The following is a 26,339-nucleotide window of genomic DNA, read 5'->3' on the forward strand; positions in this document are numbered from 1 at the left end:
AAAAAGCCGGCGTTTCCGCCGGCTTTCGTATTTGTCGTATCAACCGCGCCTATTAGTGCGCAGCTTCCAGAGCGGCAGCTTCCGCCTTGGCGATGGTGCCCTTGACCGCGGTCTGCACCTTCTCGAAGGCGCGGACTTCGATCTGACGGACACGCTCGCGCGAGACGCCGAACTCCGAGGCGAGATCTTCCAGCGTCATCGGTTCATCGGCGAGGCGACGCGCCTCGAAGATGCGCCGTTCGCGCGGGTTGAGGACACCGATGGCGCCGTTCAGCGCCTGACGGCGATGATCGAATTCCTCGTGCTCCGCCATGATGGTTTCCTGATTGGGCGAGTTATCGACCAGCCAGTCCTGCCATTCGCCGGCTTCGCCGTCGTCACGGATCGGCGCGTTGAGCGACGCGTCGCCACCGAGGCGGCGGTTCATGTCGATCACGTCCTGTTCCGTCACGCCGAGACGCGTGGCGATCAGCTTCACCTGGTCGGGGCGAAGATCGCCTTCGTCCAGGGCGGAAATCTTGCTCTTCGCCTTACGCAGGTTGAAGAACAGCTTCTTCTGGTTCGCGGTGGTGCCCATCTTCACGAGCGACCACGAACGCAGGATGTACTCTTGAATCGACGCCTTGATCCACCACATGGCGTAGGTGGCCAGGCGGAAGCCTTTCTCCGGCTCAAAGCGTTTCACAGCCTGCATCAAACCGACGTTGCCTTCCGAGACAACTTCGGAGATCGGCAGACCGTAGCCGCGATAGCCCATGGCAATCTTGGCGACGAGTCGCAGATGGCTGGTCACAAGGTGATGTGCCGCGTCGCGATCGTCGTGCTCGCGCCAACGCTTGGCAAACATATATTCCTGCTGAGGTTCCAACATCGGAAACTTGCGGATCTCGGCGAGGTAATGCGAGAGGCCGGATTCTCCATTGAGAACCGGAAGGGTAGCTGTACGGGCCATTATGATGCCCTCCAGTGGTTCAGACCCCCGATAGCGGCGGGCCAGGCAGCGAGCGCTTTGTTAAAGCCGCCCTGGCTGCGATGTTCCGCGTCTCATTTGACGCAGGTGCAACATACACCCTACTACAAGCGTATTGAAAGTGAATTCCCTGTCACGTTCCCGTGGGGCCAATATAAGCGTTTGGAAAGGCTTACTTTTTTATATGCATCTGCGTCATTCTGGCACGGCCATATGGGCTCTCAGAACCGCCAAATCGTGAGGAAGCTCGCTGGTCCACTCCAGAATCTCGCCCGTGCGAGGGTGCTCCAGAGCCAGCAAATAGGCGTGAAGCGCCTGCCGGTCGAGCGCTTCCAGCGCGGCGCGGCTCTTTACGCCCAGCGACGACGCCTTGGTCTTGAAATGCGAGCCATAGACCGAATCCCCCATCAGCGGATGCTGGATATGCGCCAGATGCACGCGGATCTGGTGCGTCCGCCCGGTCTCCAATTGGCAAGCGAGCAGGGTGGCGATCGGCTTGCCGTGGCGATCGGGGAATTCCTGCAGCACTTCCCAATGGGTGACGGCATCGCGGCCACCTTCGCGGACGGCCATTTTCTCGCGGGCATGGGGATGCCGGTCGATCGGCGCTTCCACCGTGCCGCGCGGCCGGTTTGGGATACCCCAGGCAAAGGCCATATAGCCGCGCCGCATCTCGTTGGTGCGGCCGTGATCGGCGAATTGCGCCGTCAGCGACGCATGGGCGGCGTCGTTCTTGGCGACCACCATCAATCCGGTGGTGTCCTTGTCCAGCCGGTGCACGATGCCCGGCCGCTTGACGCCGCCGATCCCCGACAAAGACGCGCCGCAATGGGCGATCAGAGCATTCACCAGCGTGCCGGTCTCGTGGCCGGCGGCGGGATGCACGACAAGGCCCTTGGGCTTGTTGATGACGATGATGTCCTCGTCCTCGAACACGATATCGAGGGCGATATCCTCGCCTTCAGGCTCCGGCGCGATGGCCGGCGGGACGTCGATTGTGATCGTATCGCCGGCAGCGACATGATAAGCGGGGTCGCGCACGGGGGTGGGGTCCTGCGACGACCGGGTGATCGTCACCTGGCCGGCGAGGATCAGCGCCTTCAGCCGCGACCGCGACAAAGCCGGGCTGCGCACGGCGAGCACGCGATCGAGCCGGGTCGAGCCTTCGTCGCCCTGCACCGTGACATCCAGCCGTTGATCGTTCATTCCGTAAAGCCTTACCTGACAGAAGCGTGTTGCTTCGAGAGCCGTGAATTAAGAGACGAGTGTTTGCATGACCCAGCCCGCCGCCGATAGCGCGCCCGAACCGACCCTTGAACAGGCCGCCATGATCGCGCGCGTCCGCCGCATGATGCTGATCGCGGGCCTGACCACCGCCTTGGGCGTCGGCGCGCTGCTCGTCGTGATCGGCTACCGCCTTTTCCGCACGGATGGAAGCACCGTGACGTCGGCGACGACCGCGACCCTGCCGAAAGGCGCCAAAATCCTCTCCACGGGGGTAGCCGGCGACCGGATCGTGCTGACACTGGACGTCGGCGGCAGCACCGAAATCCGCACTTTCGACGCCAAGAGCCTGAAACCCGCGGGAACGCTGAAATTCGCCAGCGAGCCCTAGATTTCGCTTGAGACCACTAGGTTCGGTTGGGGACCATAACCATGATGGGGGCAGGGGCCGCCAGCATCTTGCAGCCGCCGCCATTCCCGGCTATCCCCTCCCGCGCACGCTCCGTTCGTCTAACGGTTAGGACATGGCCCTCTCAAGGCTAAAATAAGGGTTCGATTCCCTTACGGAGCGCCACGCCTTTCGCGGAAACCCCTTATAAACAAGGCGTTTTCGCAATTCCATTGACACTTCAAGCCCTTGTTGCGACGGTTTCGTCCTACATAGCGTCCTACACGGGTGCAGGGTGAGTGAGTATCTGACGAAGCGGAACGGGGTCTGGCACTATCAGCGGCGCGTGCCGGAGGAATATGCTGCCTTCGATACGCGGGTGCCCGTGAGGCTGACGACCGGCATATCGGTCGTAGACGACAAGCGCGGACGCAAGGCGATTGAGATTGCCGAGCGGCTCAACCTCGACACCGAGGCGTACTGGTCGGACAAAAGCATCTCAGATTTATAAGAGAACCGGAAATCTTCGAGCGGTGCAATTGCTCTTAGGCCACGCAAAACTCGAAAGTACGGTGCGGTATCTTGGAATTGAGGTGGATGATGCATGCCATGTCTGAGCAGGTGGACCTCTAAAGGGATCTAAGGCGCGTCATGCAGTGACGCGCCTTTTTTGCGCGAAGCGGTCGTTGAATTTCAGAAGATGGAGGCGAAGTGGGAAGCCCGGAGACTGCGCCAATTTTAGCCGAACGTGGAAACATAACCGATCAGGCAGTTCGACCGAAAGCCAAGCTTCCGCCGCAATCCGCCTCGATCAAATCCTTTGTTACGAAGTTCGATACTCTTGGGGCGACTGTTCATCAGGCCCAGCGCGCCGTCTGGTCATTCTCACGCTGACCGGATCGTAGAAATCCATACCGTGGATGCTGACACGCCATCGTGGCAGAACGCGATGCACGTCTTGATCCAGGCCGCCGTACGGCGGACGAGTTCGCCCGCCTCGGCATGCTGCAGGCGCTCTTCACGAAAGGAACGCCTGTTTATCTAGTGCGTCAGATGTTATAGCTCTGGATCGAGCGAGACTAATCGCGAAGATTGACGGCGCTAGCATCTGCGCGCTTGACGATGGTAACATCGCGCGCGCCTTCAAGCTCGCGAAGTTTCTCAGGATATGTTGCGATATCGCGTGAGGAGACCTTCGTGAGAAGTATCGATAGTCGATCCATACCATTTGGATCGTGGTTTTCGACCAGAAATCTTTTTACCTGTCCGACTCTCAGTGCGAGAGTTTCACGCAATAACTCTGGTGTCAGGCCATTATTTTCTACCTCGATCTTGAGCATGCAAGACTGATTTCGCGAGCGATAAGCTTCCTCCAATGGCTTAATGCCAACCAGGATGATCAGACTGATCTTTCGAGGCGCCAGCGGCGAGGTATAGTCCACCGCCAACAGCTAGCCCAATTGCGGCCACTGTCCAAATGCTTGCTGCCGTGGTTAGTCCTTTGACGATATCGCCGCGCGCCAGGATCGAGCCGGCGCCTAGAAATCCGATACCGGACACGACCTGTGCTGCGATGCGTGACGGATCGAGCACAATATTCTGATGAGTGAGGATGTTGGAGAAGCCATATTGAGAGACTAGCATTATTAGGCATGCACCGACACAAACAAGCATGTGTGTGCGTATGCCCGCCGCCCAAAGTAGGCGTTCCTGCTCGAAACCGATCAAGCTGCCGAGAGCGGCAGCTGAGAACAGGCGCAGCAACATTTCCGGTTCTGCCAGCATTTGGAGACCTCCCAATCTCGACTGTTCGTCAGAAACGTTGTCGAGAGCAGCAGCCACGTTATGCCCGTAGAACAGTATGTCCGGCGGATCCTGCGGCGAACCATATTGGTCGCGCGGTACGGCCGATTGGCTTCAAGGCGCACTTTTACCCAAGAGTGCACGATAGATATTCTACGGGCGTCATTTTGAAAACGGGGCGCGATCGCGTAAGAAGCGCGGCATGAAAAATCGATTACTCATGTTTCTTCCGGCTGCCCTCTTGGCTGCCGCATTTCTCATCCTCTTCCGCAGCGATCTCAATGCTCATGATCCGCTCCACCTAAACAGACCCGCTGCACCGGCCACTCAGTGCGGCTATTGGGGCAACATGTCCGAAGGGATGTCGTGCCGTTAAGCGAGCACACTGGGGTCACGCAAATCGTCATGGTGGCGCGGTGATGGTTTATGCGTCACTCTGCTGAGGCGAAAACGTCGCTGGGGCTTTCTTCTTTCGGGAGGTCATATTGGAGGGCAGCAGGTTTGAAGGCGAGCTAAGTGAACTCTCTCCAGTATCCGGCGTTAACGGATGTTGGAGCAAGCCATGTTTCGAATCTTATACCTCAGCACTGCAAATCAAGCATTTTCTTCCGGTGATCTTTCCGAGCTACTGCAGAAGGCGAGGGCTCGCAATAATGCGGCCCACGTCACAGGCATGCTTGTGCATTCGGACGGTGACTTTCTTCAGGTGCTTGAGGGAGAGCCGGAGGATGTTATCGGGGTATACGATCGTATCAGCGTCGACCCACGGCACCGCGATGTCAGCTTGCTTCAACGAGGCCTTGGATTTGGGGACCGGCTATTTCCGAACTGGTCAATGGGCTTCATGCGCGTGCCGGATCAAACGTTAGTCGACGAGGTGGTTGGAGTTAATAGCCGCGTCAAACTGCGATACTTGGATGCTATGTCGGCTCTGGATTTCTTGCTGGCGTGCAGTAGAAGTCAAACGTGAACTGCGAAAGGGCCCCTCGCGGATCACCATGGCTCTCACATTGTCTTCGACTTCTTCATCTTCTTGACCGGCTTCGCGGACTGATCCATTTAGCTGTTCATGTTGGCGTCATGCCAGCGCCTGCCTGCACCAGGCGCTCATGTTCGGATCGGCGGACTCGTGCAATCCTGCCCACGCCCCCTTGGGGCAATGCGCGTCGGGCCTGACCGGCACATCGATGCTGGAGGATGCTGTCCGGCTGCTCGAACAGCAACGTTAGGGCACATTGTTCCCTAAAGGCCCGGCGAGTAGGTCGCTCTACCGCCGGGCCGACCGAAGCGAGGCTTCTGGGGGCAAGATTCGGTCGCTGTCATCCTGCGTTAACTCGAGCCGGAAATCTATCGACCGTTAGATCGAGGTAACTCGCTCAATCCTGTTTTCGAAAAGTGAGCGCGGGACAACTTTGGAGCGAAGTGCTGTCGCCAACATCTTGCAGACGCACATCGGTTCACCTTTGACGGTAGTGCACCTACATGTGTCGCCGTATGCAAATTTTATCAACCTGTCGATGTCCTGATCTGCAATCGCTATTTCGATCTGATCGGCATAAGTCAAAACGTCACCTCTTGCTGCATCGTTGATCCAAATACGAAGACAGGAGCGAGAGGTTAAGGTGCAGCCTCCATTCTGCGCCAGATCAACGCGGTTCCTTCGCTCTTTTTGGGAGGCCGATAAAAGGGTTCCCCGTTTGCGGCTTGGTCGCGCCGGTCCTGCCACCGTCGTATGTTTGGCCGCAATTAAGGACTCGACTCGATCGTGAAGCACCGGGGCATTGATTGCGGCGTTCAAGAAGACCGACCCGGGATAGGTGCTGGATCATATCCCAAGACGGAGGACGCCCCAAAAGTGGTTGGCGACGCCAAACATTTGACGCGGGAGCGTGCCGTTGAGGCCTGCATAGAGGAAATCAATAACGGGCCTGAAGACGGACATATGGCCAGAAGCCCCGACGGCGCACAGCACCTGCAGATGCATCGGTCGCGCCATTATGATTGCCCGGAAGGGTGCCAGCATCATAAACTCCGGCGCCGCTCGCGGAGTGTTACTGTCGATTAACTGGTGACTTCTCCAGCGGTGTCTCGCCGTCGAGCCAGTCCTCTTCCTCGGCCAACGCGAGCCATGCAGCTTCCATGCGCTTGAAACGATTCCTGGCTGGCTCGCTATCGGATGCAGCAGCCATCTCCGCGCAGTTCTCTGCATTCGCCCGGTAAGTGTCGGACTGTTTCATTGTCGGATCCTACGCTGTCCGGAGGGAGCGTGGAAGCGTGGAACAACTTCCCGCGTTGCGGTATAACATCGGCATGAAACCAACGAAGTCGCTGAGGAAGTAGGCCGAGAAAGCCGAGGCCGTAGCTCATCGCTCGGAAGACACCGAGCACGCTGAACGGATGCGGAATCTGGCTGAAGCGTTCCGCGCGCAAGCCGGTGCCCTGAAGGCTGCAAGGAAGAAGGGGAAAGTGAAGAAATAGCCTTCGCCTTATTGGCTACTGCCTTTCAGCCGGTCAAATATTCATCCAATAAACCGACCGACGCATCAGCGAACGTTAGCGTAGCTATCAAGAAGCCGAACCCCGACCCTACGCTTGGTCGTGCGTCGCCAGCCAATCCCACATGATCAAAAGTGAGCCTTTAGCCTGTTTTTCGAGCGCTAGGCGCCGAAAACAGCAGCTTGACACTCTGCATCCTCTAGTCAAGATTATTGACTAACTAGTTAGTAATGACGGGTGGGCGGTAGTGGCTATGGCGTCAGGCGGAAAAATCCGGGTTGCGGTCGATATCGGTGGGACATTCACCGACATCGCATTGTTCCTTGAGTCTGGCCTGATCCATCAGAGCAAGGTGTCGTCGACGCCTGCCGATCCGAGTCGGGCGGTTGTTGACGGCGTCGGAAGCCTGCTGGCGGAGCTATCGATTGCGCCTTCGGCTGTGGCCGAAGTGCTGCACGGCACCACCGTCGGATCGAATACCATCCTGCAACGGTCGGGCGCCAAGACTGGACTGATCACGACGCGCGGCTTCCGGGACGTGCTGGAGATCGGGCGCATCCGGATGCCCGACATGTTCGACCTGACATGGGTGAAGCCGCAGCCATTGGTGCCGCGCCGGTATCGTATGGAAGTGACCGAACGCATGGCGGCGGACGGAACGACGGTCGAGCCGCTCTCCGAAGCAAGCGTCATCGCGGCCGGAGAGGCGCTACTCGCCGAGGATATCGAGGCCGTCGCTATCGCATTCATCAACAGCTATCGTAATCCGGCGCATGAATTGCAGGCCGAAGCGATTTTGCGGGCCAATTTCCCGCAATTGCTGGTGACGACATCCTGCGCGGTGCTGCCCGAGATGAAGGAATATGAGCGGACCAGCACGACGGTGGTGAATGCATATCTGTTGTCGGCCATGCGCACTTATCTGCAGAAGCTTGAATCGGGTCTGCGCTCGATCGGCGTGGCTGCGCCCATTCTGGTCATGACCTCGAATGGCGGCATGCTGGCTGCCAATGTGACCTGCGAGAAGCCGGTGCTGGTGGTGGCGTCCGGTCCTGCGGGCGGCGTCATCGGCGCGGCACGGCTCGGCATCGCGCGTGACGATCGCGACGTCATCGTGTTCGACATGGGCGGCACCACGGCCAAGGCGGTCATTATCGAGGACGGCCGCCCGACCATGACGTCGGAATACGAATTCCGCGATGGAATTTCGACGTCGAGCCGGTTCATCAAGGCCGGCGGCTATATGCTCAAGGTGCCGGCTATCGATATCGCCGAGGTTGGCGCCGGCGGCGGCTCCATTGCCGGCATCGACAAAGGTGGCCTGCTGGTCGTCGGCCCGCAATCCGCAGGCGCCGTTCCGGGCCCGGCCTGCTATGGGCTCGGCAACACAAAGCCGACAGTGACAGATGCCAATGTTGTGCTCGGTTTCATCAACGCCACGTCGCTGGCTGGCGGCAATCTCAATATCGATAGCAAGCTAAGCGAGACTGCCATCCGTACCTATGTCGGCGACCCGCTCGACCTCACTCTACTGGACGCCGCACATGGCATTCGTGCCGTCGCCAATGCGGCGATGGCGCGTGCCGTGCGCGCCGTCACCGTCGAGCGTGGTCGCGATCCGCGCGATCTCACGTTGATGGCATTTGGCGGCAACGGGGGCGTGCATGCGCCGGATCTCGCGCGTCAGTTGGGCATTCCTCGCGTCGTGGTGCCGCCGATGTCGGGAATTTTCAGCGCACTGGGCATGCTGGCTTCCGATATTGAGCATACCGCACTGAAAACCGTCAGCCTATATCTCGACGGGATGCAGGTCAGCGACCTCAAGGCGATCAAGTCCGAGCTGCAACAGCAAGTGGCGGGGCAACTCGCCGGCGATGGCTATCAGGCCGAACGCACGATGTTTCTGTGGGAAGCCGATTTGCGCCATGAAGGTCAGGCCACCGAACTCACGGTGCCGTTCGAGGGCGAAGATTTCGATCAGATCCGTGAGCGGTTCATCGCCGAGTATTTCAAGACCTATGGCTATCGTGACGCCACGCCGATCGAACTGATGAAAGTGCGCGTGGCCGGGCGCGGCCTGCGCGAGAACCGCCTGGATTTTGCGGCCATGAAGATCGCCGCGCGGCAGCGCGCATCGCGTTCCGGAACCCGCGACGTTTCCTTCGCGCGTGGCGAGGCCGCTGTCGCGGTCGAGATCGTCGATCGCGGCGCGGTCGGAATGTCGCCACGGCAGGGACCTCTGATCATCGAGGAATTCGACGCCACCATCATCGTGCCGCCCGATGCTCGGGTGCACAAGGATGCGATCGGCTGCATTGTGCTGGAGTTCGAGGTATGAAAGTCGATCCGATCACCTTCGCGGTCATCAAGAGCGGCCTGGATTCCATCGCCGACGACATGGCCTATACGGTCGTGCGCATAGCGCGTTCGGAAATCGTCAAGGACGTGATGGATTTTTCCGCGGCAATCTGTGCCGGCGACGGCCAGATGGTGGCGCAGGCCAAGACCATCGCCCAGCATCTCGGCGCGATTCCAGAAGCCATGGCCTCCGTGCTCGGCAAATACGAAGGCGATCTGCACGACGGCGACGTCGTCATCATGAACGATCCCTATCACGGCGGCATGCATCTGCCTGACATCTTCATGTTCGTGCCGATTTTCCACAGCGGCAAACGGCGCGCCTTCGCCGTGGTGATCTGCCATCACACCGATGTCGGCGGCCGCGTGCCCGGCTCCAACGCGTCGGATTCGACCGAGATCTATCAGGAAGGGCTGCGGATTCCGCCGCTCAAGCTCTATGACCGCGGTATGCTGAACACGACGCTAGAGGCGCTGATCAAGATCAACGTTCGGGTTCCGGATCGGGTCTGGGGCGATCTTTCGGCGCAATTTGCGGCGGCTCAGGTCGGTAAGCGCGGCTTGGAGAAGCTGATGCAGCGTTACGGCGCGGACGATGTCGACGCCTATATGCAGGAACTGCTCGACTACGCGGAACGATTGACCCGGCAGGAGATCAAGACCTGGCCGAAGGGTACGTACAGTTTCATCGACTATATCGATGATGACGGATTTTCCGATACGCCGATCCCTATCAAGGTTGCAATCACCGTCAACGGCGACGGTACGCTGCTGGTCGATTACACGGGCTCTTCGCCACAGGTGAAAGGAGCGTTGAATTCGACGCTCAGTTTCACACATTCGCTGACTTATCTCAGCATACGCTGCGTGCTGGCTAAGGACGTGCCGAACAATGTCGGCCTTTTTCGTTGCATTACAGTGAAAGCGCCGGAAGCTTCCGTGCTCAACCCGATCATGCCTGGGCCGTGCGCGGCACGTGCGCTGACGGGGTATCGCGTGTTCGATACGATGCTCGGAGCACTTGCGCAGATCGTGCCGGACAAGGTGCCAGCCGCAGGTGAGGGCGGCAACAGCGTCATTTGTATCAGCGGCCTGCGACCTAACCGCCAGCCTTTCATCATCGTCGACATGATCTGCGGCGCCTGGGGTGGTCGTCCCGACAAAGACGGGCTTGAAGCGGTTACCAATGCCTCGCAAAATCTCTCGAACATGCCGGTCGAAGTGATGGAGGCTGAGCATCCGGTGCGAATCGAGGATTACTCGTTCGTGCCGGACAGCTGTGGTGCTGGACAATATCGCGGCGGTGTCGGCATTCGCCGTAGTTATCGTATCCTCGCGCCGGAAGCGTTGCTGCAATTGCGCACCGACCGCGTCAAGTTTCATCCCTATGGTCTCAATGGGGGCGAGCCCGGCGGCTTGTCGAAGAACTACATCGAGATCGGCAATGAGCGTAGTGCCATTCCTGGCAAGATCACGCGGAATGTCACTGAGGGCGCGCTCCTGATCCACGAGCAGGCCGGTGCAGGCGGCTTCGGCAATCCGCTGCTGCGTGATCCCTCCGATGTGCGCGAGGATTTCCTGGACGGCAAGATCACGGCCGAGTTCGCGCGAAAGCATTATGCTGTGACATTCGGCCCGCGTGGCGTGCTGGACGTCGAGGGAACTGCGGCACTACGATCCTCACGGGACGCCCCGCCATTACCGGAAGGGCGCCATGGAGCTTAGTGTGGCCGCGCCCAGCAAGATCACCCGCAATCCGGAAGCGAGCCGTGCCAAGATCCTGGACGCGGCACGGATCGAATTCGTCTCCAACGGGCTTAACGGCGCGCGCGTCGATCGCATCGCCGAACAATCCGGTGTCAACAAGAACCTGATCTACCATTATTTCGGCTCCAAGGACGAGCTCTATCTGGCAGTGCTCGAGCGCATCTATACGGACTTGCGTACTAAGCAGCAGGACGAAGACCTGCGCGGTCTGCCGCCGGTCAAAGGCATGAAGCGACTGGTCAGCAGCACGTTCGATCATTTCGTTGCGACGCCGGATCTAATCCGGTTGATGAGCATCGAGAACATCCATTATGCGCAGCACCTCAAAAGTTCGAGCACCATCAAGCCGCTCTATCGCGGGTTGCTCGACACGATCCAGATCCTGCTGAAACGCGGCCAGACCGAGGGTGTGTTTCGCGCCAATGTCGATGCGGTCGATCTCTATATGTCGATCTCCGGCCTCGCTTACTTCTTTCTGTCCAATCAGCACACATTGTCCTGGCTGCTCGACCGCGATCTCGCGGCGCGCCGACGTGTGCTCAAGAGACGCCAGCACGTCGTCGAGATGGTGCTGAGCTATTTGACGCAGAATTCGCCGGCAGAAGCGGATGGCGCCGACACAGAGTAATCAAACCGGAGATTGGGATATGAGAAGGCTTTTTCTATCGACCCTGATGCTTCTAGGTGCTGCGGCCGGCGCGGGTGTTTCGCCTGCTCTGGCTCAGGATAAATTGTCGGTGCGGCTGGATTTCTCGCCGTGGGGCGTGCAGGCGGCCATGCATCTGGCTCAGAACCGCGGTTGGTTCAAGGAAGCCAAGCTCGATGTTGATATTCAGGATGGTCGCGGCTCTGGCAATACGATTCAGTTGGTCAATGCCGGGCAGGCGGATGTCGGTCAGGTTCAGGTGGGGTTGGTTGGCTCAGCGCGAGCCAAGGGCGCCACTATTCGCTCGATCGCGACGTTCCAGCGCAAGACCGATCTCTGCATTCTGGTCGACAAGACGTCGCCGATGGAGAAGGTCGCCGATTTGCGCGGTAAGAGCGTCGTCGTCTTTGCGGCAAGCCCATGGGCGCCCTTCATAGACGTCTATCTGAAATCCGGCGGACTGACGCGTGACGATCTCAAGGTCGAGGTTGTCGATCCTGCCGCATTGTGGGGCACGTATATCGCCAAGCGGTCCGATGGCCTGATGTCCACGGTCGGTTCGGCGCTTCCACTCGCAGAAGCATCGCGACCTTCGAAGTGCCTGCTGGCGTCGAACGCCGGGATCGCTTTCCCGAGTTACGGCCTAGTTGCACGTGACGAGGTGATCGCCAGCAAGGGACCTGCGTTGAAGCGCCTGATCGAAGTGCAACAGCGTGCCTGGCAACATCTGCGCACCAATCCCGAGGACGGCGTGAAGGCGATGATCGCCGAGCGTCCGGACGCCAAGCTGGATCCCGTGGTGCTGCTCGGGCAAATCAAGCTGACGCTGGATTACTTCGACACGCCGGCGTCGCAGGGCAAGCCGATCGGCTGGCAGGCACAGGCGGACTGGGAAGCGGCTGGCAAGTCGATGGAAGCCGCGGGCGTGTTGCCGGCGGGCTGGAAAGTGACCGATTACTACACCAACAGCCTCGTCGAGTAACATGGCGCCTCCTGCTTCATCAGAGACGGCGGCCTATGTCGCGCTTGGCCGCGTGGGGAAGACGTACGCCTCCCCACGCGGGCCGGTCGCGGCCTTGGTCGACATCAATCTCGATATCCGGCCACAGGAATTCGTCAGCGTGGTCGGCCCGTCCGGCTGCGGCAAGAGCACCTTGCTGAAGCTGGTGGCCGGCCTCGAAGGGACGACCTCCGGAACGATCGACATCGGCGGCAAACCGCTCGACGGCACGCCGGATCGGCTTGGCGTCGTGTTCCAGCGCGATGTCCTGCTGGACTGGCGCACCATTCTCGACAATGTCCTGCTGTCGATCGAATTCACCCGCAAACCGACCGCCGATGAACGCGCGCGGGCGGTGGCTTTGCTGAACCGGTTCGGCCTCGGTGGCTTCGAGCATCGGTTTCCGTGGGAATTGTCGGGCGGCATGCGACAGCGCGCATCGATCTGCCGGGCACTGCTAGCCGATCCCGACCTGCTTCTGATGGACGAGCCATTTGGCGCGCTCGATGCCATGACCCGCGATGATCTCAACATCGAGCTCGCGCAGATCTGGCAGGACACGCGCAAGACGCTCTTGTTCATCACGCATTCGATTGCGGAAGCCGTCTTCCTGTCGGATCGCGTTGTCATGATGAGCAAGGCGCCTGGCATGGTGGTCGATGTCATCACCATCGACCTCCCGCGGCCACGCCTGCTTGCAGTGCGCGACACGCCGGAATTCGCCGCCTATGTGCACCGGATCCGTCACCACTTCGCCGAGTTGGGGATCGTCAAGGAATGATGCGTTTCGCAAGGCGTCTGTTTCTGGGCGATAACGAAACACGCGACGTCATCGTCGTGCTGGCCGGAGCTCTCGTTCTGTGGGAGATCGGGGTTTACGTCTTCCAGCCGTCGCCGCTGATCCTGCCGGCGCCGTCGGCGATCTTTGCCGCGTTTCTGGAGACGCCTGGGTTGTTCCTGCGTCATCTCGGCTTTACGCTCTGGATGACATGCCTCGGCTTTGTACTGGCGGTCGTCATCGGCGTCGCGCTGGCGGTTGGGATTGTCTATTCGAAATTCCTCGAGCGGACTATTTATACGCTACTCGTGGCGCTCAACTCGATCCCGAAAGTGGCGCTGGCGCCGCTGTTCGTTATCTGGATGGGCACCGGTCCTGAGCCCAAGGTGGCGATTGCGTTAATGCTGGCGATCTTTCCGATCGTCATCGATATGGTTTTAGGCCTGCGGTCGGTGGATCCCGACATGCTGGCGCTGGCCAAGGTATCAAAGGCATCGCCTTGGGCCGTATTGATAAAAATCCGCTTTCCCTGCGCTTTGCCGAGTCTGTTCGCGGGCATGAAAGTGGCGATCTCGTTCGCGCTGGTGGGCGCCATCGTCGGAGAGTTCGTGGCCGGCAGCCGGGGGATCGGTTTTCAGATACTTGTTGCACAAGGGCAGTTCGATACAGTGCGTGTGTTCGTGTCGTTGCTGTTGTTGGGCGTGGTCGGAACAATCCTCTTCTTTCTCGTCGACTATGCTGAGCGGCTATCCCTGCCATGGCACGTCTCGCAACGCGGGCGTCATCAGTCATCCGCCGATCGGGCATGAACGGCGGCTCGCGATCACTCGGTACGCTTGCGCTGATAGTGACTGCGGCACTCTGGGGCAGCAACCATGTGGTCGCGCGGGCCGCGCGTGACGCGGCGCCTTTGCCGGCGCTGGTGTTCTGGCGCTGGCTGCCCGCTCTCGTCATTCTCACAGTCATTGCGTGGTCGTCCCTGCGGCGCGCCTGGCCTGAGATCCGGCCGCGGCTGGGCGAATTGACGATCGGTGGCGTTGTCGGCGTCGGCCTGTTTTCGTTTCTTCTGATCGGCGGAGCCTATCAAAGCCCAGCCATCGAAGTGGGCTTCATCAATGCCACGACGCCGGTATGGGTCGTGTTGATCGGCTGGATCATGGGGCAGGGGCAGATCGCCCGAATGGACCAAGGTGGGCTCGCTCTGGCTTTTGTCGGCACGCTCCTGATCATCAGCAAGGGCGATCTGCTGCGACTGACCGGGCTGCAACTGAATCTTGGAAATCTCTGGTCGCTTCTCGCAGCGATCTTCTTTGCGTGGTTCTCGATCCGTGTGCGGGAATGGTCGCGCGTAATCGAAACCTTGCCGCTCACGGTGGTGACTGCCTGGGCAGGTCTCCTGGTCGTGTCGTTGCCGGTCTATGTCACATGGGTTGCCAGCGGCGGTCCATGGTTCGCCTGGACCAACGCTGACATGGCCATAGCCCTAGGCGCGATCGCCTATACCGGATTGGGTCCTACCATGCTTGGTAACGTGTTCTATATCTACGGCGTAGCCACTAACGGACCGACGCGTGCTGCAGGATTTCTGTATCTCAGCCCGCTGTGTACGGCAGTGTTTTCGATCTGGTGGCTGGGCGAACATCTCGCCTGGTATCACGTCGTCGGGATCGCGGCGATTTTCGCCGGATTGATCCTGTTGGGACGCCTGGGGCGAGAGAGAAAGGCGATTTCGTAGCTACCGGATATTGCTGCGTAGAATGAAGCCAACCTTGAATTTGGAAACCCGGGTAGGTCTTCAGTGCCGAAGTTTATATCGCCTGCTGCCTTGCCAGCTTCGGCCTCATCCAGATCCCGGCCTACGATGTAAAGCGCCACCTCGACGCGGGCGAACTCGTCGAGGTGATGCCCCATCATCGAGCTGCGCCGATGCCGATGGCACTGCTCTATCCACACCGTCAGCATCTCTCTCGGAGGTTTCAGGTCTTTGCGGACTGGCTGGGTGGACTGTTGAAACGTGAGCTGCTGTGATGGCGATAGGGCGGGAACTGGTGCTTGAATGGCTGGATCTCATCCCGCGGCGTTACAAGTGTATTTGAGCATTACCGCGAGCGCGTCGAAAGTTGATTGACCTGCGGCTCCATGGTCGCGCTCAGCGAGCTCCTCTCGCAGATGCCGCTCATCTAATAGGACGAAATGCAGAATCGACGAAGAGCCACGCAACGTCGCAGTGTAGGTGATGCTCCGCATTGCCGTCTGAATGGATCCTGACGCAATGACTGTCATTGGCGCTCGTGCAACCAGTGTAATTTCCCGGCGCCCTGCATAGTTTTGCTGCAACGAGGGATGAATTGAAGCAACTCTCGCCGTAACAACGTGCTTGACAGTATGGTCGTTCTAAGGGAGCTTAAACTGCAAGCGTTGGGCAGAGCTGCCCGATAACGCTACAAGTTCAAACCATTTCCAACACCGCGCTTCAAATTCAAGCGTGTCCAGTTGGTGGCGAGGGCGCCCACGGCTTCACAGCCGGCGGGCGCTTTTTTTGTTTTGGATCGGCTAATGGCGCGGAAGCACTATCGCATCGGCATAATGTTCTCGACGACAGGGTCCTACAGCGTCGTCGCACGCTCGATGCTGAACGGCGCGTTGCTGGCGTTCCAGGAGAATGCCGAGGCAGACGGTGCGGCGACGTTGGAGCCCGTCGTGGTGAACCCGTCGGGCGATCTTGAACGTTACCGCGCACTTAGCCTCGAGCTGCTTGGCGCCGGCATCCGCCAAGTTTTGGGCTGCTATACGTCTTCGAGTCGCAAGGAGGTCATTCCCTGCTTCGAGAAGTTTGACGGGTTGCTCTGGTATCCGTCGCATTATGAAGGGTTCGAGAGTTCGGACAATGTGATCTACACCGGAGCATCGCCCAACCAGCACGTGCTGCCACTGGTCGAGTATCTCGCCTCGCGGGTTGGTACTCGCGCATTCTGCGTCGGCTCCAACTACATCTGGGCTTGGGAGAACAACCGCATCTTCCGTGAGGCGCTGACCGCGCGGGGAGGCGCCGTGGTCGCAGAGCGATACCTGTCCGTGGGCGATACCGAATTCGACCAGGTGATATCGGCGATCCTTGAGCAGCGTCCAGATTTCGTCTTCAACAATCTGATCGGTACGAGCGCCTATGCCTTCTTCCGCGCTTTCCGCGCGGCCTGCCGCGCGCGTGGTATCGATCAGGTCAATGAAATTCCGGTGGCCAGCTGCACGCTGTCAGAGCCGGAGCTTGCGGAGATTGGCGACGAGGCTATCGACGGGCACTTGAGCTCCAGCGTCTATTTCTCCTCGTTGGAATCTCCGGCGAATGCGGCATTCATCGCCGCCTATGCCAAGGCCTTCCCCGGCGGACCAGTATCGTCCGCCGACGCAGAAGCGTCCTACATCGCCGTCAAGCTTCTGGCCGCAGCATTGGAGCAGGCGGGTACCGATGATGCACGCGCCGTGCGCGCCGCGGTCGCCAGCCAGAGCTTGCTGGCGCCGCAGGGCGACGTGCGCATTGATCCGCAAACCTATCACGCCTGGCTGACACCGCGGATCGCCCGTTCCACCCTCAATGGGCAGTTCGAAGTGCTGCTGGAGGCACGCAGCCCAATCGCGCCAGATCCCTACCTCGTTCAGTCGTCGCCGCGCTTTGCGAGTGCAATGCGCTCTCCCGTGCTCAGAGTGGTGCAATCATGACATCCCGGTTGCTGCAGAACTTCAAAGGCGGTCGCGCTCTTGTCGTCATCGGACGCGGTGGAAAAGAGGGCTCACTCGAGTCCACCCTCGCCAAACTTGGTGTGACGACCGAATATCCCGAGATCGTCGACGGCCGCGCGCAGATCGATGTCGGCAACCTGCAGTCCGAGCGCGATATCCTGTTCATTGACGGCGATCTCGAAGGCGCGGTGGCGATTGAGGTCAATCCCATCTCACGCCTGCCGCCGGTGCCGGTGATCGGTCTGGTCGGCGTCGAGGCGCCGAGCCGTCTGAAGGCGTTGGTCAATCTCGGCGCGACTTCCTTCCTGCGTAAGCCGGTCCACGGCGGCGCCGTCTACACCTCACTGTTCATGGGCGTGAACCAGTTCATGTTGCGTAGCGATATGCATGCCCGCCTTCAGGATCTCGAAGAACGCCGTCGTAGCCGTCGCGCGGTGATCCGCGCGGTGATCTTCTTGATGCAGCAAGACGGTCTCGATGAAGAGAGCGCCTATTCCCAGCTTCGCCGCGAGAGCATGCGCGCGCGGCAGAACTTGGAACTCTACTGCGAGGAATTTCTGAGCAGGCGGGCAAGTGCGCCCGACATTCCCGGCCGCGCGACCAGCATCACGCTGCGAGGCGGCAACAAGCAAGCGATGTAGGAGACACCAACATGACCAAGAATGTGTTGCGGGGGCTGCGCGCCGTAGCCCTCACGGGGACGCTTGTTCTCGCGACAGGTGCGGCGTTTGCGCAAACCCCGATCAAGCTCGGGGTGCTGGAGGACCAGTCCGGCGATTTCGCGGTGGCTACCATCGGAAAAGTGCATGCGATCCAACTCGCGGCCGAAGAGATCAACAAGGCCGGTGGTATCGACGGCCGGCCGCTTGAGCTGGTCGCCTACGACACCCAGTCCGACAACACACGCTATCAGGAATTCATGCGGCGTGTGCTCCAGCGCGACAAGGTCGACGTAGTATTCGCTGGCTTCTCGTCCGCTTCGCGCGAGGCCTATCGCCCGATCGTCGATCAGTTCAACGGCTTCGCATTCTACAACAATCAGTACGAAGGCGGCGTTTGCGACGGCCATATGATTGTCACCGGTGCGGTGCCGGAACAGCAGTTCTCCACGCTCATTCCCTACATGATGGAGAAGTACGGCAAGAACGTCTACACGCTCGCCGCGGATTACAATTTCGGCCAGATATCGGCGGAGTGGGTGCGCAACATCGTCAAGGAGAACGGCGGCAAGATGGCCGGTGAGGAGTTCATCCCGCTCGGCGTGTCCCAGTTCTCACAGAGCATCCAGAATATCCAGAAAGCAAAGCCTGATTTTGTGGTGACGCTGCTGGTTGGCACTGCGCAGGCTTCTTATTACGAGCAGGCGGCATCCGCCAACGTCAATCTGCCGATGGCCTCGTCGGTCAACGTCGGGCAGGGCTACGAACACAAACGCTTCAAGCCGCCAAGCCTGAAGGACATGTACGTCACGACCAACTACATCGAGGAAATCGATACCCCGGCCAGCAAGGCATTCTACACCAAGTTCAAGGCCAAGTTCCCTAACGAGCCCTATGTGAACCAGGAAGCCGAGAATTCCTATCTCGCAGTCTATCTCTATAAGCAGATGGTCGAACGGGCGAAGTCGACCAAGCGGGAAGATATCCGCAAGGTAATCGCGGTCGGTGATGTCTGCATGGATGCGCCGGAGGGCAAGGTCTGTATCGACCCGAAGAGCCAGCATATGTCGCACACCATTTATCTCGCCAAGGTCGGGGCCGATCATTCGATCTCGTTTCCGAAAGTGTGGGAGGGCATCAAGCCGTACTGGCTGGGCGATGCCGGTTGCGATCTGACCAAGAAGGATCCTATGGCGCAGTACACGCCCTCGAACCCGCCGCCGAAACCCTGACATCGGCGTCGGCGCCGCCCCGGCAGGTACGTCTGCCTGCCGGGACGGTGTTCTCGAAGAGCTGAAGTTTCCCTCGCATTTCGAATTTGCATCATCCCGGTTGGTTCATGGACATCGCAACGCATATATTCTCGGCGCTCTATCAGTTCGGCGATGCATTCGCTTTTCTCGTGCTGTCGGCATGCGGACTGGCGGTGATCTTCGGCATGATGGGCGTGATCAATCTCGCCCATGGCGAGTTCATCATGTGCGGCGCCTATGTGACGGCTTCCACCGTCCATCTCGGCGTGCCGCTGCCGCTGGCGATCTTGGCCGGGGCCATCGTCGCCGCGTTGGTCGGCGCGCTAGTCGAACTCGTGGTGATCCGCCATCTCTATGACCGGCCGCTCGACACCATCGTGGCAACCTGGGGCCTGAGCCTCATTGCGACCCAGGGGACGCTGATCTTGGTGGGCTCGTCCATGGCTGGCGTCGGAACGCCGTTCGGCAGCTTTCAGGTTGGCGAGTATTCTTATTCCATCTATCGCCTCGTGCTGTTTGCCTCCGCGCTCGGCGTACTCGGCGGCCTCTATATGCTGTTCAACTGGACGCGCTTCGGCGTGCTTGCCCGCGCCACCATCCAGGTGCCGCACATGGCCGCGGCTCTCGGTGTCGATACCCGCCTGATCTACAGTCTCACCTTTGCCTGCGGTGCCGGGCTCGCCGGTCTTGCAGGTGGCCTGTACGCGCCCACCATGACGCTGGTGCCGACGATGGGCGCCACCTTCATCATGGAGGCCTTCGTCACCGTGGTGATTGGTGGGGCCGACGTATTCCTCGGTACCGCGCCGGCCGGCGCGATCCTCGCGGTGGTGAAGTCGGTGATGACCTCCTGGCAGGGACAATTATTTGGCCAGATCGGTTTGCTGGTCGCCGTGATCATCGTTGTCCGGGTCCTGCCGAAAGGCATCTCCGGCTTCCTGCTGCGCGAACGAACCTGAAGGATCCGCAGCTGTGAACGGTTTGCCTGGTTTCCTCCGCCGCCTCGAAGGCCCGCAGACTGTGGGTCGTGGTCCGGCGTTCTGGATTACGTTCGCCATCGTGTTCGCGATTGCCTGCGCCTATCCGTTGTTCAGCGACGGTTATACGGTCGGCAATACCGTGTATTTCTTCGTCTGGGTGTTCATCGCGCTCAGCCTGTGTGTGATCTGGGGCTATGGCGGTTCGCTCTCGTTCGGGCAGACCGCTTTTTTTGGCATTGCCGGTTATAGCTACGGCATCCTCACGCTCAATTTCGGCTCGGCTTATGGGTTCACCTTGGTCGCGCTGGTGCTGGCGGTCGTGATCGCCGCGCTGTTTGCGTTGCTGCTCGGCTATTTCATGTTCTTCGGCCGTATTGCCGGCGTCTTCCTCGGTATTGTCACGCTGGCGGTGACGCTGATGCTGGAGCGCTTTATGGCCCAGACCGCGGGCCCTGAGTGGCGCATCGGCGCGGCGCGCCTCAACGGCTTTAATGGCATGAGCGCGATGCCGCCGCTAACGATCCCATGGTCCGGTGGCGACATCGTGTTGTTGGCCGATATCGGACTCTATTACGCCGTGCTGGGATTGCTGCTGCTGGTCTATCTCGGCCTGCGCATCCTGATGAACTCCTCGTTTGGCAATGTCATCGTTGCTATCCGCGAGAATCCGGAGCGCGCGGAGATGCTGGGCTACGACGTGCGCAAATATCAGCTCATCACCTTCGTGATCGGAGCGGCGCTCGCGGGCATTTCCGGCGTGCTTTACACGGCGTGGGGACAGTACATCACGCCGTCGAGTATGGGCATGACCGCGGCCGCGCTGCCGTTGATCTGGGTCGCGGTCGGCGGCCGCAGCGATCTCACGTCGACCGTGATCGGCACGCTGGTGGTGCTCGCGGCCTTCCAGGCCCTGACCATTTACGGCAGCCAATACGCGCTGGTGTTCATGGGTGTGCTGCTGGTCCTGACCGTGCTGATCGCGCCGAACGGGCTCGTGCTCGGTGCCATGAATCTGATTTCCCGGCTCGTTGCGCGCCGCAGCAAGGGAGACGTCTGATGGCGCTTCTCGAGCTTCGCGGACTCAATAAACATTTCGGCGGCTTGCATGTCACCAATTCGGTCGATCTCGTGCTTGAGGCCGGTGAAATCCATTGCCTGATCGGTCCGAACGGTGCGGGGAAGAGTACGCTGTTTAGGTTGATCCTAGGCGAACACCATCCCGGCAGCGGCGATATTCTGTTCGCCGGCGAGAACATCACTGCGCTGAAACCGTTCGCGCGCATTCACCGCGGGCTGTCGGTCAAATTCCAGGTGCCTGGCGTATTCAAGGGATTGTCTGTCCGACAAAACCTCGAAATCGCCCTGCAGCGGACGCATCGCAGCGTTGAGCTCGCGCGCGGGATCGATCGGTTGCTGACGTTCCTCAACCTTGAAGCCGAGCAGATGCAGATCGCCGGGAATCTGAGCCACGGCCAGAAGCAGTGGCTCGAAATCGGCATGGCGATCAGCCTGAAGCCGCAACTGTTGCTGCTCGACGAGCCGACTGCGGGCATGTCGCCGGAAGAAACGCATCAGACGGGCGAGATGGTGCAGCGATTGAATGCGGACGGCATGACAGTGTTGGCGATCGAGCACGACATGGCCTTCGTGCGCCAGGTCGCGCAGCGCGTCACGGTGCTGCATCTTGGACAGGTCTTCGCGCAAGGCTCGATCGATGAGATCGTCGCCGACGAACGCGTCGCCGCTATCTATCTGGGGCAGGCCCATGCGTAAGGAAGTCATTCTCTCGACGCAGGCCTTGCGCGCCGGTTACGGCGGCAAGCCGGTGTTGCAGGGCCTCGAAATCGAGGTGTGGGAGAGCGAGATCGTCGCTGTGATCGGCCGCAACGGCGTCGGCAAATCGACGCTGATGAAAAGCCTGATTGGCCTCGTGCCGGCGATGAGCGGTTCGATTGTCTATCGCGGCGAGGCCGTCGAACTGTTGCCGCCGCACAAACGGGCGCGGCTTGGCATGGGTTATGTGCCACAGGGGCGCGACGTGTTTCCGCGCCTGACGGTGGCCGAAAACATCGCCGTCGGCGCTGCGATCAAGGGCGATATCCCCGAGGAGGGACGGCGGCGGATCGTGGAAGCCTTTCCGATCCTCGCGGAGCGCTGGAGCCAGCGTGCCGGCACCATGTCCGGTGGCCAGCAGCAGCAACTCGCCATCGGGCGTGTGCTGATTGCCGATCCCCACCTCATTTTGCTCGATGAGCCATCCGAAGGCATTCAGCCGAATATCGTTCAGGACATTGCCCGCAACATGGTCGAACTCAACCGCAGCACCGGCGTCACTATCATCCTGGTCGAGCAGAATCTCGACATGATCCGCGCCATGGCGCAGCGCTGCTACGTGATGGACAAGGGGCGCATCGTCGCAAGCCTCGATCGGGCCGCGCTCGACGATCAGGCAGAAATGCGCCGTCATCTCGCGGTCTGAAACCAACCCACGCCCATAACAACACAGAGACGAAGGAGTGAATCGATGGCCTGGCAGGAAAATTCGATCATGGCGAGCAAGGGCGTCGCCAAGGGAAAACCCGGCACCCATCACATGATCACCGAACAGGATCAGGGCAAGTACCACTATGTCTATGGCCCTTACGTAGGGCCTGTGCTGACGGTCGATCCCGGCGCTGTGGTCTCCGCCGAAACCCATGATGCGTTCGAGGGCGCCATCAAGCACGAGACCGACATCCCCTCGAAGATTCTCAACTTTCCCTTTCTCAACCCGCAGAACGGGCCGATCTGGATCAACGGAGCCGAGAAGGGCGATACGCTCGCGGTCTATATCGAGAGCATCGTGCCGCGTGGGCCGCAACCGCGCGGCACCACTGTCGTCATGCCGGAATTCGGCGGGCTGGTCGGCACCGGCCAGACCGCGTTGCTCAATCCGGCTTTGCCCGAGCGCGTCAAGAAGCTCGAGATCACTCTCGAGAACGGCACCAAATGGAACGACAAGATCACGCTGCCCTATGAGCCGTTCATCGGCACCATCGGCACTTCGCCGGAGATCGAGGCGATTTCGTCGCTGGTGCCGGACTATTACGGCGGCAACATGGACCTGCCCGACGTCGGTGTCGGTGCGGTGATCTATCTGCCGGTCAATACCAAGGGCGCGTTGCTCTATCTCGGTGACTGCCACGCGGCGCAGGGCGACGGCGAACTCTGCGGCGTCGCGATCGAGCATCCGACCGTGACCACGGTCCAGATCGATCTGATCAAGGGCTGGAGCATTGCTTGGCCGCGGCTGGAGACCAAGGACTTCATCATGACGATCGGCTCGGCGCGGCCGATGGAAGATGCTGCGCGCATCGCCTATCGCGAGCTTTGCCGTTGGATGACGGCCGATTACGGCTTTGAGGAGATCGATGCCTACATGCTACTGACCCAGACCGGCCGCGTCCGGCTCGGCAACATGGTGGATCCGAAATATACGCTCGGCGCTTCGATCAAGAAATCATTTTTGGTCTAAAAGGGTAAGCCGATCATGTCGCGCGTGCACAAGGTTGCCACGGTTCAGTTCGAACCGACCATGTTCGAGAAGGAGCGCAATATCGCGCGGCTGCTCGAACTCTGCGAAGCGGCGGCGACAGCGGGCGCCCGGCTCATCGTTACGCCGGAGATGGGCACCACGGGCTATTGCTGGTTCGACCGGGCTGAGGTCGCACCTTTCGTCGAGACGATCCCGGGGCCGACCACGGATCGCTTCGCAGCGCTCGCGCGGAAATATGACTGCTACATTGTTGTCGGCATGCCGGAGGTCGATAGCGACAGCATCTATTTCAACTCTGCGGTGCTGATCGGACCCGAAGGTGTGATTGGCCAGCATCGCAAGACGCATCCCTATATTGCGGAGCCGAAATGGTCGGCGGCAGGCGATCTCGGCCATCAGGTCTTAGACACGCCGATCGGGCGCATCGCGCTGCTGATCTGCATGGACATCCACTTTGTGGAGACCGCGCGTCTCGTCGCCTTGCAGGGCGCCGACGTGATCTGCCATATCTCGAACTGGCTCGCTGAGCGCACACCGGCTCCGTATTGGATCAGCCGGGCGTTCGAGAACGGTTGCTATCTGATCGAAAGCAATCGGTGGGGACTTGAACGCACCGTCCAGTTCAGCGGCGGCAGTTGCGTGATCGCGCCGGACGGAACAATTGCGGCCCTGATCGATGGCGGGGACGGCTTCGCACTAGCTGACATGGATCTGGACGCGTCCCGCGCGCGGCGTGTTGGCGGTGAAGCCGTGTTCTCTCAGCGCCGCCCCGAACTCTATGCGGGGCTGCTGTCCGATACGTTCAGCTGGAATCCTCGCGATTTCTTCAAGTTGTACGGCCACAAGCCCTGGCCGACGGGGCGGACGTCGCGGGTTGCGGTCGCGCAGATGAGTCCCGGTGATGACGTCGAAGCAAATCTCGCGCGCATCACCTCGCTTGCGCGGCAGGCGGAGCTTGAGGGCAAGGCCGACCTCGTCGTGTTTCCGGAACTCGCGCTGAGCGGCCTCAACAATCCCGGCGCGCGAGCGCAGACTGTTCCGGGGCCGGAGACCGATCAGCTCTGCCGTCTGGCCGCCCAGCTCAAGGTGTATCTTGTCGTCGGCATCGCCGAGCGTAACGGCGATGCGATCTACAACAGCGCGTGCCTGATCGGGCCAGAAGGCCTTGTCGCGGTTTACCGCAAGACCCACTTGACGGAATCCGAGCGTGCCTGGGCGCGTCACGGCGATGACTGGGTGGTGGCCGACACGTCGGTCGGGCGCATCGGCCTTCTGATCGGTCACGATGCATCGTTTCCTGAAGCCGGCCGCATCCTTGCGCTGAAGGGGTGTGATCTCATCGTCTGCGCGGCAGCGATTAAGGAACGTTTCAGCACCCCGCATGTGGGATCGCTTGTGTCGCAGAACTATCCGATCCCGACCGGCGCCGATCTCTATCACTGGCATCACTTCCGGGTTCGCGCCGGCGAGAACAACGTGTTTTTTGCGTTCTCGAATGTGTTCGATCCCGGCAACGGATATCCAGGCCTCAGCGGCGTGTTCGGCCCCGACACCTTCGAGTTTCCGCGTCGGGAAGCCATCGCGGCGGATACCGAAGGGACGGCGACGGCGGTGGTGGACACCACGAATCTCGACACCGTCTATCCAACCAACGTTGTGCGCCGGAAAGATCTGGTTGCTATGCGGATGCCGCACAGCTACCGCGGGTTGATCACGAAGGCTGCGGGGTGGCACGCGCGAGAGCACCGATGACAATCGTGCAAGCCGAGCAGTCAGGCATCTCAACCGAGGAGTGAACCATGGATCTGGGATTGAAGGGCACGAACGCTCTCGTGACGGGCGGAAGTAAGGGAATCGGTCGTGCGATTGCGGATATGTTCGCTAGCGAGGGCGCCAACGTCGCCATTTGCGCGCGACAACAAGAGCAGATCGACAGCGTCGTTGCGGCCTTGCAGGCGAAGAGCGTCAAAGCCTGGGGCAAGTCGACCGATGTCGCCGATCCCGTCGCCCTCAAGCAATGGGTTGACAACGCGGCCGCTGAGCTCGGCGGTGTCGATATCCTCGTATGCAATGTCAGCGCACTGGCGGTCGGCGATACCGCGGAAACCTGGGAAAAGTCATTCCGCATCGACATGATGCACACGGTCAATGCGGTGGCGGCCGCACTTCCCTATCTGGAAAAATCGAAGACGCCGTCGATTGTCATCGTCTCCAGCGTCTCCGGGTTCGAGGTCGATTTCGCCGCCGGCTCTTACGGCGCCTTCAAGGCTGCACTGATCCACTATGCCAAGGGATTGAGCAATCAGCTCGCCGGCAAAGGCGTCCGCGTCAACGCGGTGTCGCCCGGCAACACCTATTTCGAAGGCGGCATATGGCAGGGCATCGAACACGGCTCGCCCGAACTTTACAAGACGGCCATGAGCTTGAATCCGACCGGTCGAATGGGAACCGCGGAGGAAGTGGCCGCCGGAGTCGTGTTCGTGGCTAGCCCGATCGCGAGCCGCATCTCGGGTACCAACCTCATCATCGACGGTGCTCTGACGAGGGCCGTGTAGCTCTGAACCCGCTTCGAAACGAGGCGCGATCAGTTCGAGGAGCGGGATAGTTCGACGATCATTGCTGAACTAAGAAACATGAGAATTCATCCACGCTGATGACAGTATAGGAAACTGAAATTTCCTATACAGTCGTCGGCGATCAGCTAACTCGGTGTGATCTCGCCATTCTGCAATGAGTGACATCAA

The 26,339-nt window shown here is 60.1% G+C and carries 25 protein-coding genes, 1 tRNA gene and 1 pseudogene; 22 read left to right on the plus strand and 5 right to left on the minus strand.

Annotated features, from left to right (window positions below; genetic code table 11):
• Positions 1–52 precede the first annotated feature (52 nt).
• Positions 53–952: an RNA polymerase sigma factor RpoH gene (gene rpoH, locus AB7783_RS00860; protein ID WP_089261507.1), complete on the minus strand. Its 900-nt coding sequence runs from the start codon at positions 950–952 to the stop codon at positions 53–55.
• A gap of 213 nt (positions 953–1,165) precedes the next feature.
• A complete protein-coding gene (locus AB7783_RS00865) occupies positions 1,166–2,176 on the minus strand; it encodes an RluA family pseudouridine synthase (RefSeq protein WP_175366979.1) in 1,011 nt (336 codons plus the stop codon).
• 67 nt (positions 2,177–2,243) lie between these two features.
• Here AB7783_RS00865 and AB7783_RS00870 point away from each other — a divergent pair, with 67 nt between their 5' ends.
• The 3 genes from AB7783_RS00870 to AB7783_RS00880 all read left to right on the plus strand — a co-directional run bounded on the left by AB7783_RS00870 (position 2,244) and on the right by AB7783_RS00880 (position 3,093).
• Positions 2,244–2,585 carry a hypothetical protein gene (locus tag AB7783_RS00870; protein ID WP_089261503.1) on the plus strand — a complete coding sequence of 114 codons (342 nt, stop codon included), beginning with the start codon at positions 2,244–2,246 and terminating at the stop codon, positions 2,583–2,585.
• Positions 2,586–2,693: 108 nt separating this feature from the next.
• Positions 2,694–2,768, plus strand: a tRNA-Glu gene (locus AB7783_RS00875).
• A 109-nt stretch (positions 2,769–2,877) separates the two neighbouring features.
• Positions 2,878–3,093 carry a hypothetical protein gene (locus AB7783_RS00880; RefSeq protein WP_441276518.1) on the plus strand — a complete coding sequence of 72 codons (216 nt, stop codon included), beginning with the start codon at positions 2,878–2,880 and terminating at the stop codon, positions 3,091–3,093.
• 568 nt (positions 3,094–3,661) lie between these two features.
• Here the strand turns inward: AB7783_RS00880 and AB7783_RS00885 are convergent.
• A complete protein-coding gene (locus AB7783_RS00885; RefSeq protein WP_441276519.1) occupies positions 3,662–3,922 on the minus strand; it encodes a hypothetical protein in 261 nt (86 codons plus the stop codon).
• 40 nt (positions 3,923–3,962) lie between these two features.
• Entirely contained in the window at positions 3,963–4,367 is a 405-nt protein-coding gene (locus tag AB7783_RS00890; protein ID WP_441276520.1) for an MgtC/SapB family protein, read from the minus strand.
• Between the two features lie 580 nt (positions 4,368–4,947).
• On the opposite strand from AB7783_RS00890, the gene AB7783_RS00895 reads away from it, so the two are divergent.
• A complete protein-coding gene (locus AB7783_RS00895) occupies positions 4,948–5,355 on the plus strand; it encodes a BLUF domain-containing protein (protein WP_441276521.1) in 408 nt (135 codons plus the stop codon).
• A gap of 1,081 nt (positions 5,356–6,436) precedes the next feature.
• Here the strand turns inward: AB7783_RS00895 and AB7783_RS00900 are convergent.
• Positions 6,437–6,622, minus strand: a complete 186-nt coding sequence (locus tag AB7783_RS00900) for a hypothetical protein (RefSeq protein WP_439079842.1) — start codon at positions 6,620–6,622, stop codon at positions 6,437–6,439.
• Between the two features lie 512 nt (positions 6,623–7,134).
• Between AB7783_RS00900 and AB7783_RS00905 the strand changes: the two genes are divergently transcribed.
• The 18 genes and pseudogenes from AB7783_RS00905 to AB7783_RS00990 all read left to right on the plus strand — a co-directional run bounded on the left by AB7783_RS00905 (position 7,135) and on the right by AB7783_RS00990 (position 26,150).
• Positions 7,135–9,219, plus strand: a complete 2,085-nt coding sequence (locus AB7783_RS00905) for a hydantoinase/oxoprolinase family protein (RefSeq protein ID WP_441279621.1) — start codon at positions 7,135–7,137, stop codon at positions 9,217–9,219.
• The gene (locus AB7783_RS00910) at positions 9,216–10,964 is read left to right on the plus strand and encodes a hydantoinase B/oxoprolinase family protein (protein ID WP_439079843.1); all 1,749 of its coding nucleotides are present in this window, start codon (positions 9,216–9,218) and stop codon (positions 10,962–10,964) included. Before AB7783_RS00905 ends, AB7783_RS00910 begins: the two co-directional genes overlap by 4 nt.
• 1 nt (position 10,965) lies before the next feature.
• Positions 10,966–11,634: a TetR/AcrR family transcriptional regulator gene (locus tag AB7783_RS00915; RefSeq protein ID WP_441276522.1), complete on the plus strand. Its 669-nt coding sequence runs from the start codon at positions 10,966–10,968 to the stop codon at positions 11,632–11,634.
• A 19-nt stretch (positions 11,635–11,653) separates the two neighbouring features.
• Positions 11,654–12,634 (plus strand): ABC transporter substrate-binding protein, encoded by a 981-nt coding sequence (locus tag AB7783_RS00920; RefSeq protein WP_441276523.1) that lies wholly within the window; start codon positions 11,654–11,656, stop codon positions 12,632–12,634.
• Position 12,635: 1 nt separating this feature from the next.
• Entirely contained in the window at positions 12,636–13,433 is a 798-nt protein-coding gene (locus AB7783_RS00925) for an ABC transporter ATP-binding protein (protein WP_441276524.1), read from the plus strand.
• Complete coding sequence (locus AB7783_RS00930) at positions 13,430–14,239, plus strand: ABC transporter permease (protein WP_441276525.1); 810 nt, start codon at positions 13,430–13,432, stop codon at positions 14,237–14,239. The genes AB7783_RS00925 and AB7783_RS00930 overlap by 4 nt, the downstream gene beginning before the upstream one ends.
• Complete coding sequence (locus AB7783_RS00935) at positions 14,188–15,165, plus strand: DMT family transporter (protein WP_441276526.1); 978 nt, start codon at positions 14,188–14,190, stop codon at positions 15,163–15,165. The genes AB7783_RS00930 and AB7783_RS00935 overlap by 52 nt, the downstream gene beginning before the upstream one ends.
• Before the next feature lie 56 nt (positions 15,166–15,221).
• Positions 15,222–15,458: pseudogene (locus AB7783_RS00940) on the plus strand (LysR substrate-binding domain-containing protein); the annotation flags it as partial.
• Positions 15,459–15,986: 528 nt separating this feature from the next.
• Entirely contained in the window at positions 15,987–17,147 is a 1,161-nt protein-coding gene (locus AB7783_RS00945; RefSeq protein ID WP_441276527.1) for a transporter substrate-binding domain-containing protein, read from the plus strand.
• Positions 17,144–17,809: an ANTAR domain-containing response regulator gene (locus AB7783_RS00950; protein ID WP_309944902.1), complete on the plus strand. Its 666-nt coding sequence runs from the start codon at positions 17,144–17,146 to the stop codon at positions 17,807–17,809. The genes AB7783_RS00945 and AB7783_RS00950 overlap by 4 nt, the downstream gene beginning before the upstream one ends.
• 11 nt (positions 17,810–17,820) lie before the next feature.
• Positions 17,821–19,059 (plus strand): urea ABC transporter substrate-binding protein, encoded by a 1,239-nt coding sequence (locus AB7783_RS00955; protein ID WP_120292931.1) that lies wholly within the window; start codon positions 17,821–17,823, stop codon positions 19,057–19,059.
• Positions 19,060–19,166: 107 nt separating this feature from the next.
• Positions 19,167–20,039, plus strand: coding sequence for an ABC transporter permease subunit (locus AB7783_RS00960; protein WP_441276528.1), 873 nt, complete (start codon positions 19,167–19,169; stop codon positions 20,037–20,039).
• Between the two features lie 13 nt (positions 20,040–20,052).
• Complete coding sequence (locus AB7783_RS00965) at positions 20,053–21,117, plus strand: branched-chain amino acid ABC transporter permease (RefSeq protein WP_309944904.1); 1,065 nt, start codon at positions 20,053–20,055, stop codon at positions 21,115–21,117.
• Positions 21,117–21,833 (plus strand): ABC transporter ATP-binding protein, encoded by a 717-nt coding sequence (locus tag AB7783_RS00970; protein ID WP_441276529.1) that lies wholly within the window; start codon positions 21,117–21,119, stop codon positions 21,831–21,833. Before AB7783_RS00965 ends, AB7783_RS00970 begins: the two co-directional genes overlap by 1 nt.
• Positions 21,826–22,539: an ABC transporter ATP-binding protein gene (locus AB7783_RS00975; protein WP_175365722.1), complete on the plus strand. Its 714-nt coding sequence runs from the start codon at positions 21,826–21,828 to the stop codon at positions 22,537–22,539. Before AB7783_RS00970 ends, AB7783_RS00975 begins: the two co-directional genes overlap by 8 nt.
• Positions 22,540–22,584: 45 nt before the next feature.
• Positions 22,585–23,574, plus strand: coding sequence for an acetamidase/formamidase family protein (locus tag AB7783_RS00980; protein ID WP_120292939.1), 990 nt, complete (start codon positions 22,585–22,587; stop codon positions 23,572–23,574).
• Positions 23,575–23,589: 15 nt separating this feature from the next.
• A complete protein-coding gene (locus tag AB7783_RS00985) occupies positions 23,590–25,347 on the plus strand; it encodes a nitrilase-related carbon-nitrogen hydrolase (RefSeq protein WP_441276530.1) in 1,758 nt (585 codons plus the stop codon).
• A 47-nt stretch (positions 25,348–25,394) separates the two neighbouring features.
• Positions 25,395–26,150, plus strand: a complete 756-nt coding sequence (locus AB7783_RS00990; protein ID WP_441276531.1) for an SDR family NAD(P)-dependent oxidoreductase — start codon at positions 25,395–25,397, stop codon at positions 26,148–26,150.
• Positions 26,151–26,339 lie beyond the last annotated feature (189 nt).

It is taken from the genome of Tardiphaga sp. 172_B4_N1_3 (assembly GCF_052076035.1).
Classification (GTDB): domain Bacteria; phylum Pseudomonadota; class Alphaproteobacteria; order Rhizobiales; family Xanthobacteraceae; genus Tardiphaga; species Tardiphaga robiniae.

Coding starts and splice junctions, on each gene's coding strand:
- AB7783_RS00970 (WP_441276529.1), top strand. CDS start 21,117: ATGGCGCTTCTCGAGCTTCGCGGACTCAATAAACATTTCGGCGGCTTG.
- AB7783_RS00910 (WP_439079843.1), top strand. CDS start 9,216: ATGAAAGTCGATCCGATCACCTTCGCGGTCATCAAGAGCGGCCTGGAT.
- AB7783_RS00930 (WP_441276525.1), top strand. CDS start 13,430: ATGATGCGTTTCGCAAGGCGTCTGTTTCTGGGCGATAACGAAACACGC.
- AB7783_RS00955 (WP_120292931.1), top strand. CDS start 17,821: ATGACCAAGAATGTGTTGCGGGGGCTGCGCGCCGTAGCCCTCACGGGG.
- rpoH (WP_089261507.1), bottom strand. CDS start 952: ATGGCCCGTACAGCTACCCTTCCGGTTCTCAATGGAGAATCCGGCCTC.
- AB7783_RS00870 (WP_089261503.1), top strand. CDS start 2,244: ATGACCCAGCCCGCCGCCGATAGCGCGCCCGAACCGACCCTTGAACAG.
- AB7783_RS00900 (WP_439079842.1), bottom strand. CDS start 6,622: ATGAAACAGTCCGACACTTACCGGGCGAATGCAGAGAACTGCGCGGAG.
- AB7783_RS00890 (WP_441276520.1), bottom strand. CDS start 4,367: ATGCTGGCAGAACCGGAAATGTTGCTGCGCCTGTTCTCAGCTGCCGCT.
- AB7783_RS00945 (WP_441276527.1), top strand. CDS start 15,987: ATGGCGCGGAAGCACTATCGCATCGGCATAATGTTCTCGACGACAGGG.
- AB7783_RS00980 (WP_120292939.1), top strand. CDS start 22,585: ATGGCCTGGCAGGAAAATTCGATCATGGCGAGCAAGGGCGTCGCCAAG.
- AB7783_RS00925 (WP_441276524.1), top strand. CDS start 12,636: ATGGCGCCTCCTGCTTCATCAGAGACGGCGGCCTATGTCGCGCTTGGC.
- AB7783_RS00935 (WP_441276526.1), top strand. CDS start 14,188: ATGGCACGTCTCGCAACGCGGGCGTCATCAGTCATCCGCCGATCGGGC.
- AB7783_RS00950 (WP_309944902.1), top strand. CDS start 17,144: ATGACATCCCGGTTGCTGCAGAACTTCAAAGGCGGTCGCGCTCTTGTC.
- AB7783_RS00990 (WP_441276531.1), top strand. CDS start 25,395: ATGGATCTGGGATTGAAGGGCACGAACGCTCTCGTGACGGGCGGAAGT.
- AB7783_RS00905 (WP_441279621.1), top strand. CDS start 7,135: ATGGCGTCAGGCGGAAAAATCCGGGTTGCGGTCGATATCGGTGGGACA.
- AB7783_RS00895 (WP_441276521.1), top strand. CDS start 4,948: ATGTTTCGAATCTTATACCTCAGCACTGCAAATCAAGCATTTTCTTCC.
- AB7783_RS00920 (WP_441276523.1), top strand. CDS start 11,654: ATGAGAAGGCTTTTTCTATCGACCCTGATGCTTCTAGGTGCTGCGGCC.
- AB7783_RS00975 (WP_175365722.1), top strand. CDS start 21,826: ATGCGTAAGGAAGTCATTCTCTCGACGCAGGCCTTGCGCGCCGGTTAC.
- AB7783_RS00885 (WP_441276519.1), bottom strand. CDS start 3,922: ATGCTCAAGATCGAGGTAGAAAATAATGGCCTGACACCAGAGTTATTG.
- AB7783_RS00985 (WP_441276530.1), top strand. CDS start 23,590: ATGTCGCGCGTGCACAAGGTTGCCACGGTTCAGTTCGAACCGACCATG.
- AB7783_RS00865 (WP_175366979.1), bottom strand. CDS start 2,176: ATGAACGATCAACGGCTGGATGTCACGGTGCAGGGCGACGAAGGCTCG.
- AB7783_RS00960 (WP_441276528.1), top strand. CDS start 19,167: ATGGACATCGCAACGCATATATTCTCGGCGCTCTATCAGTTCGGCGAT.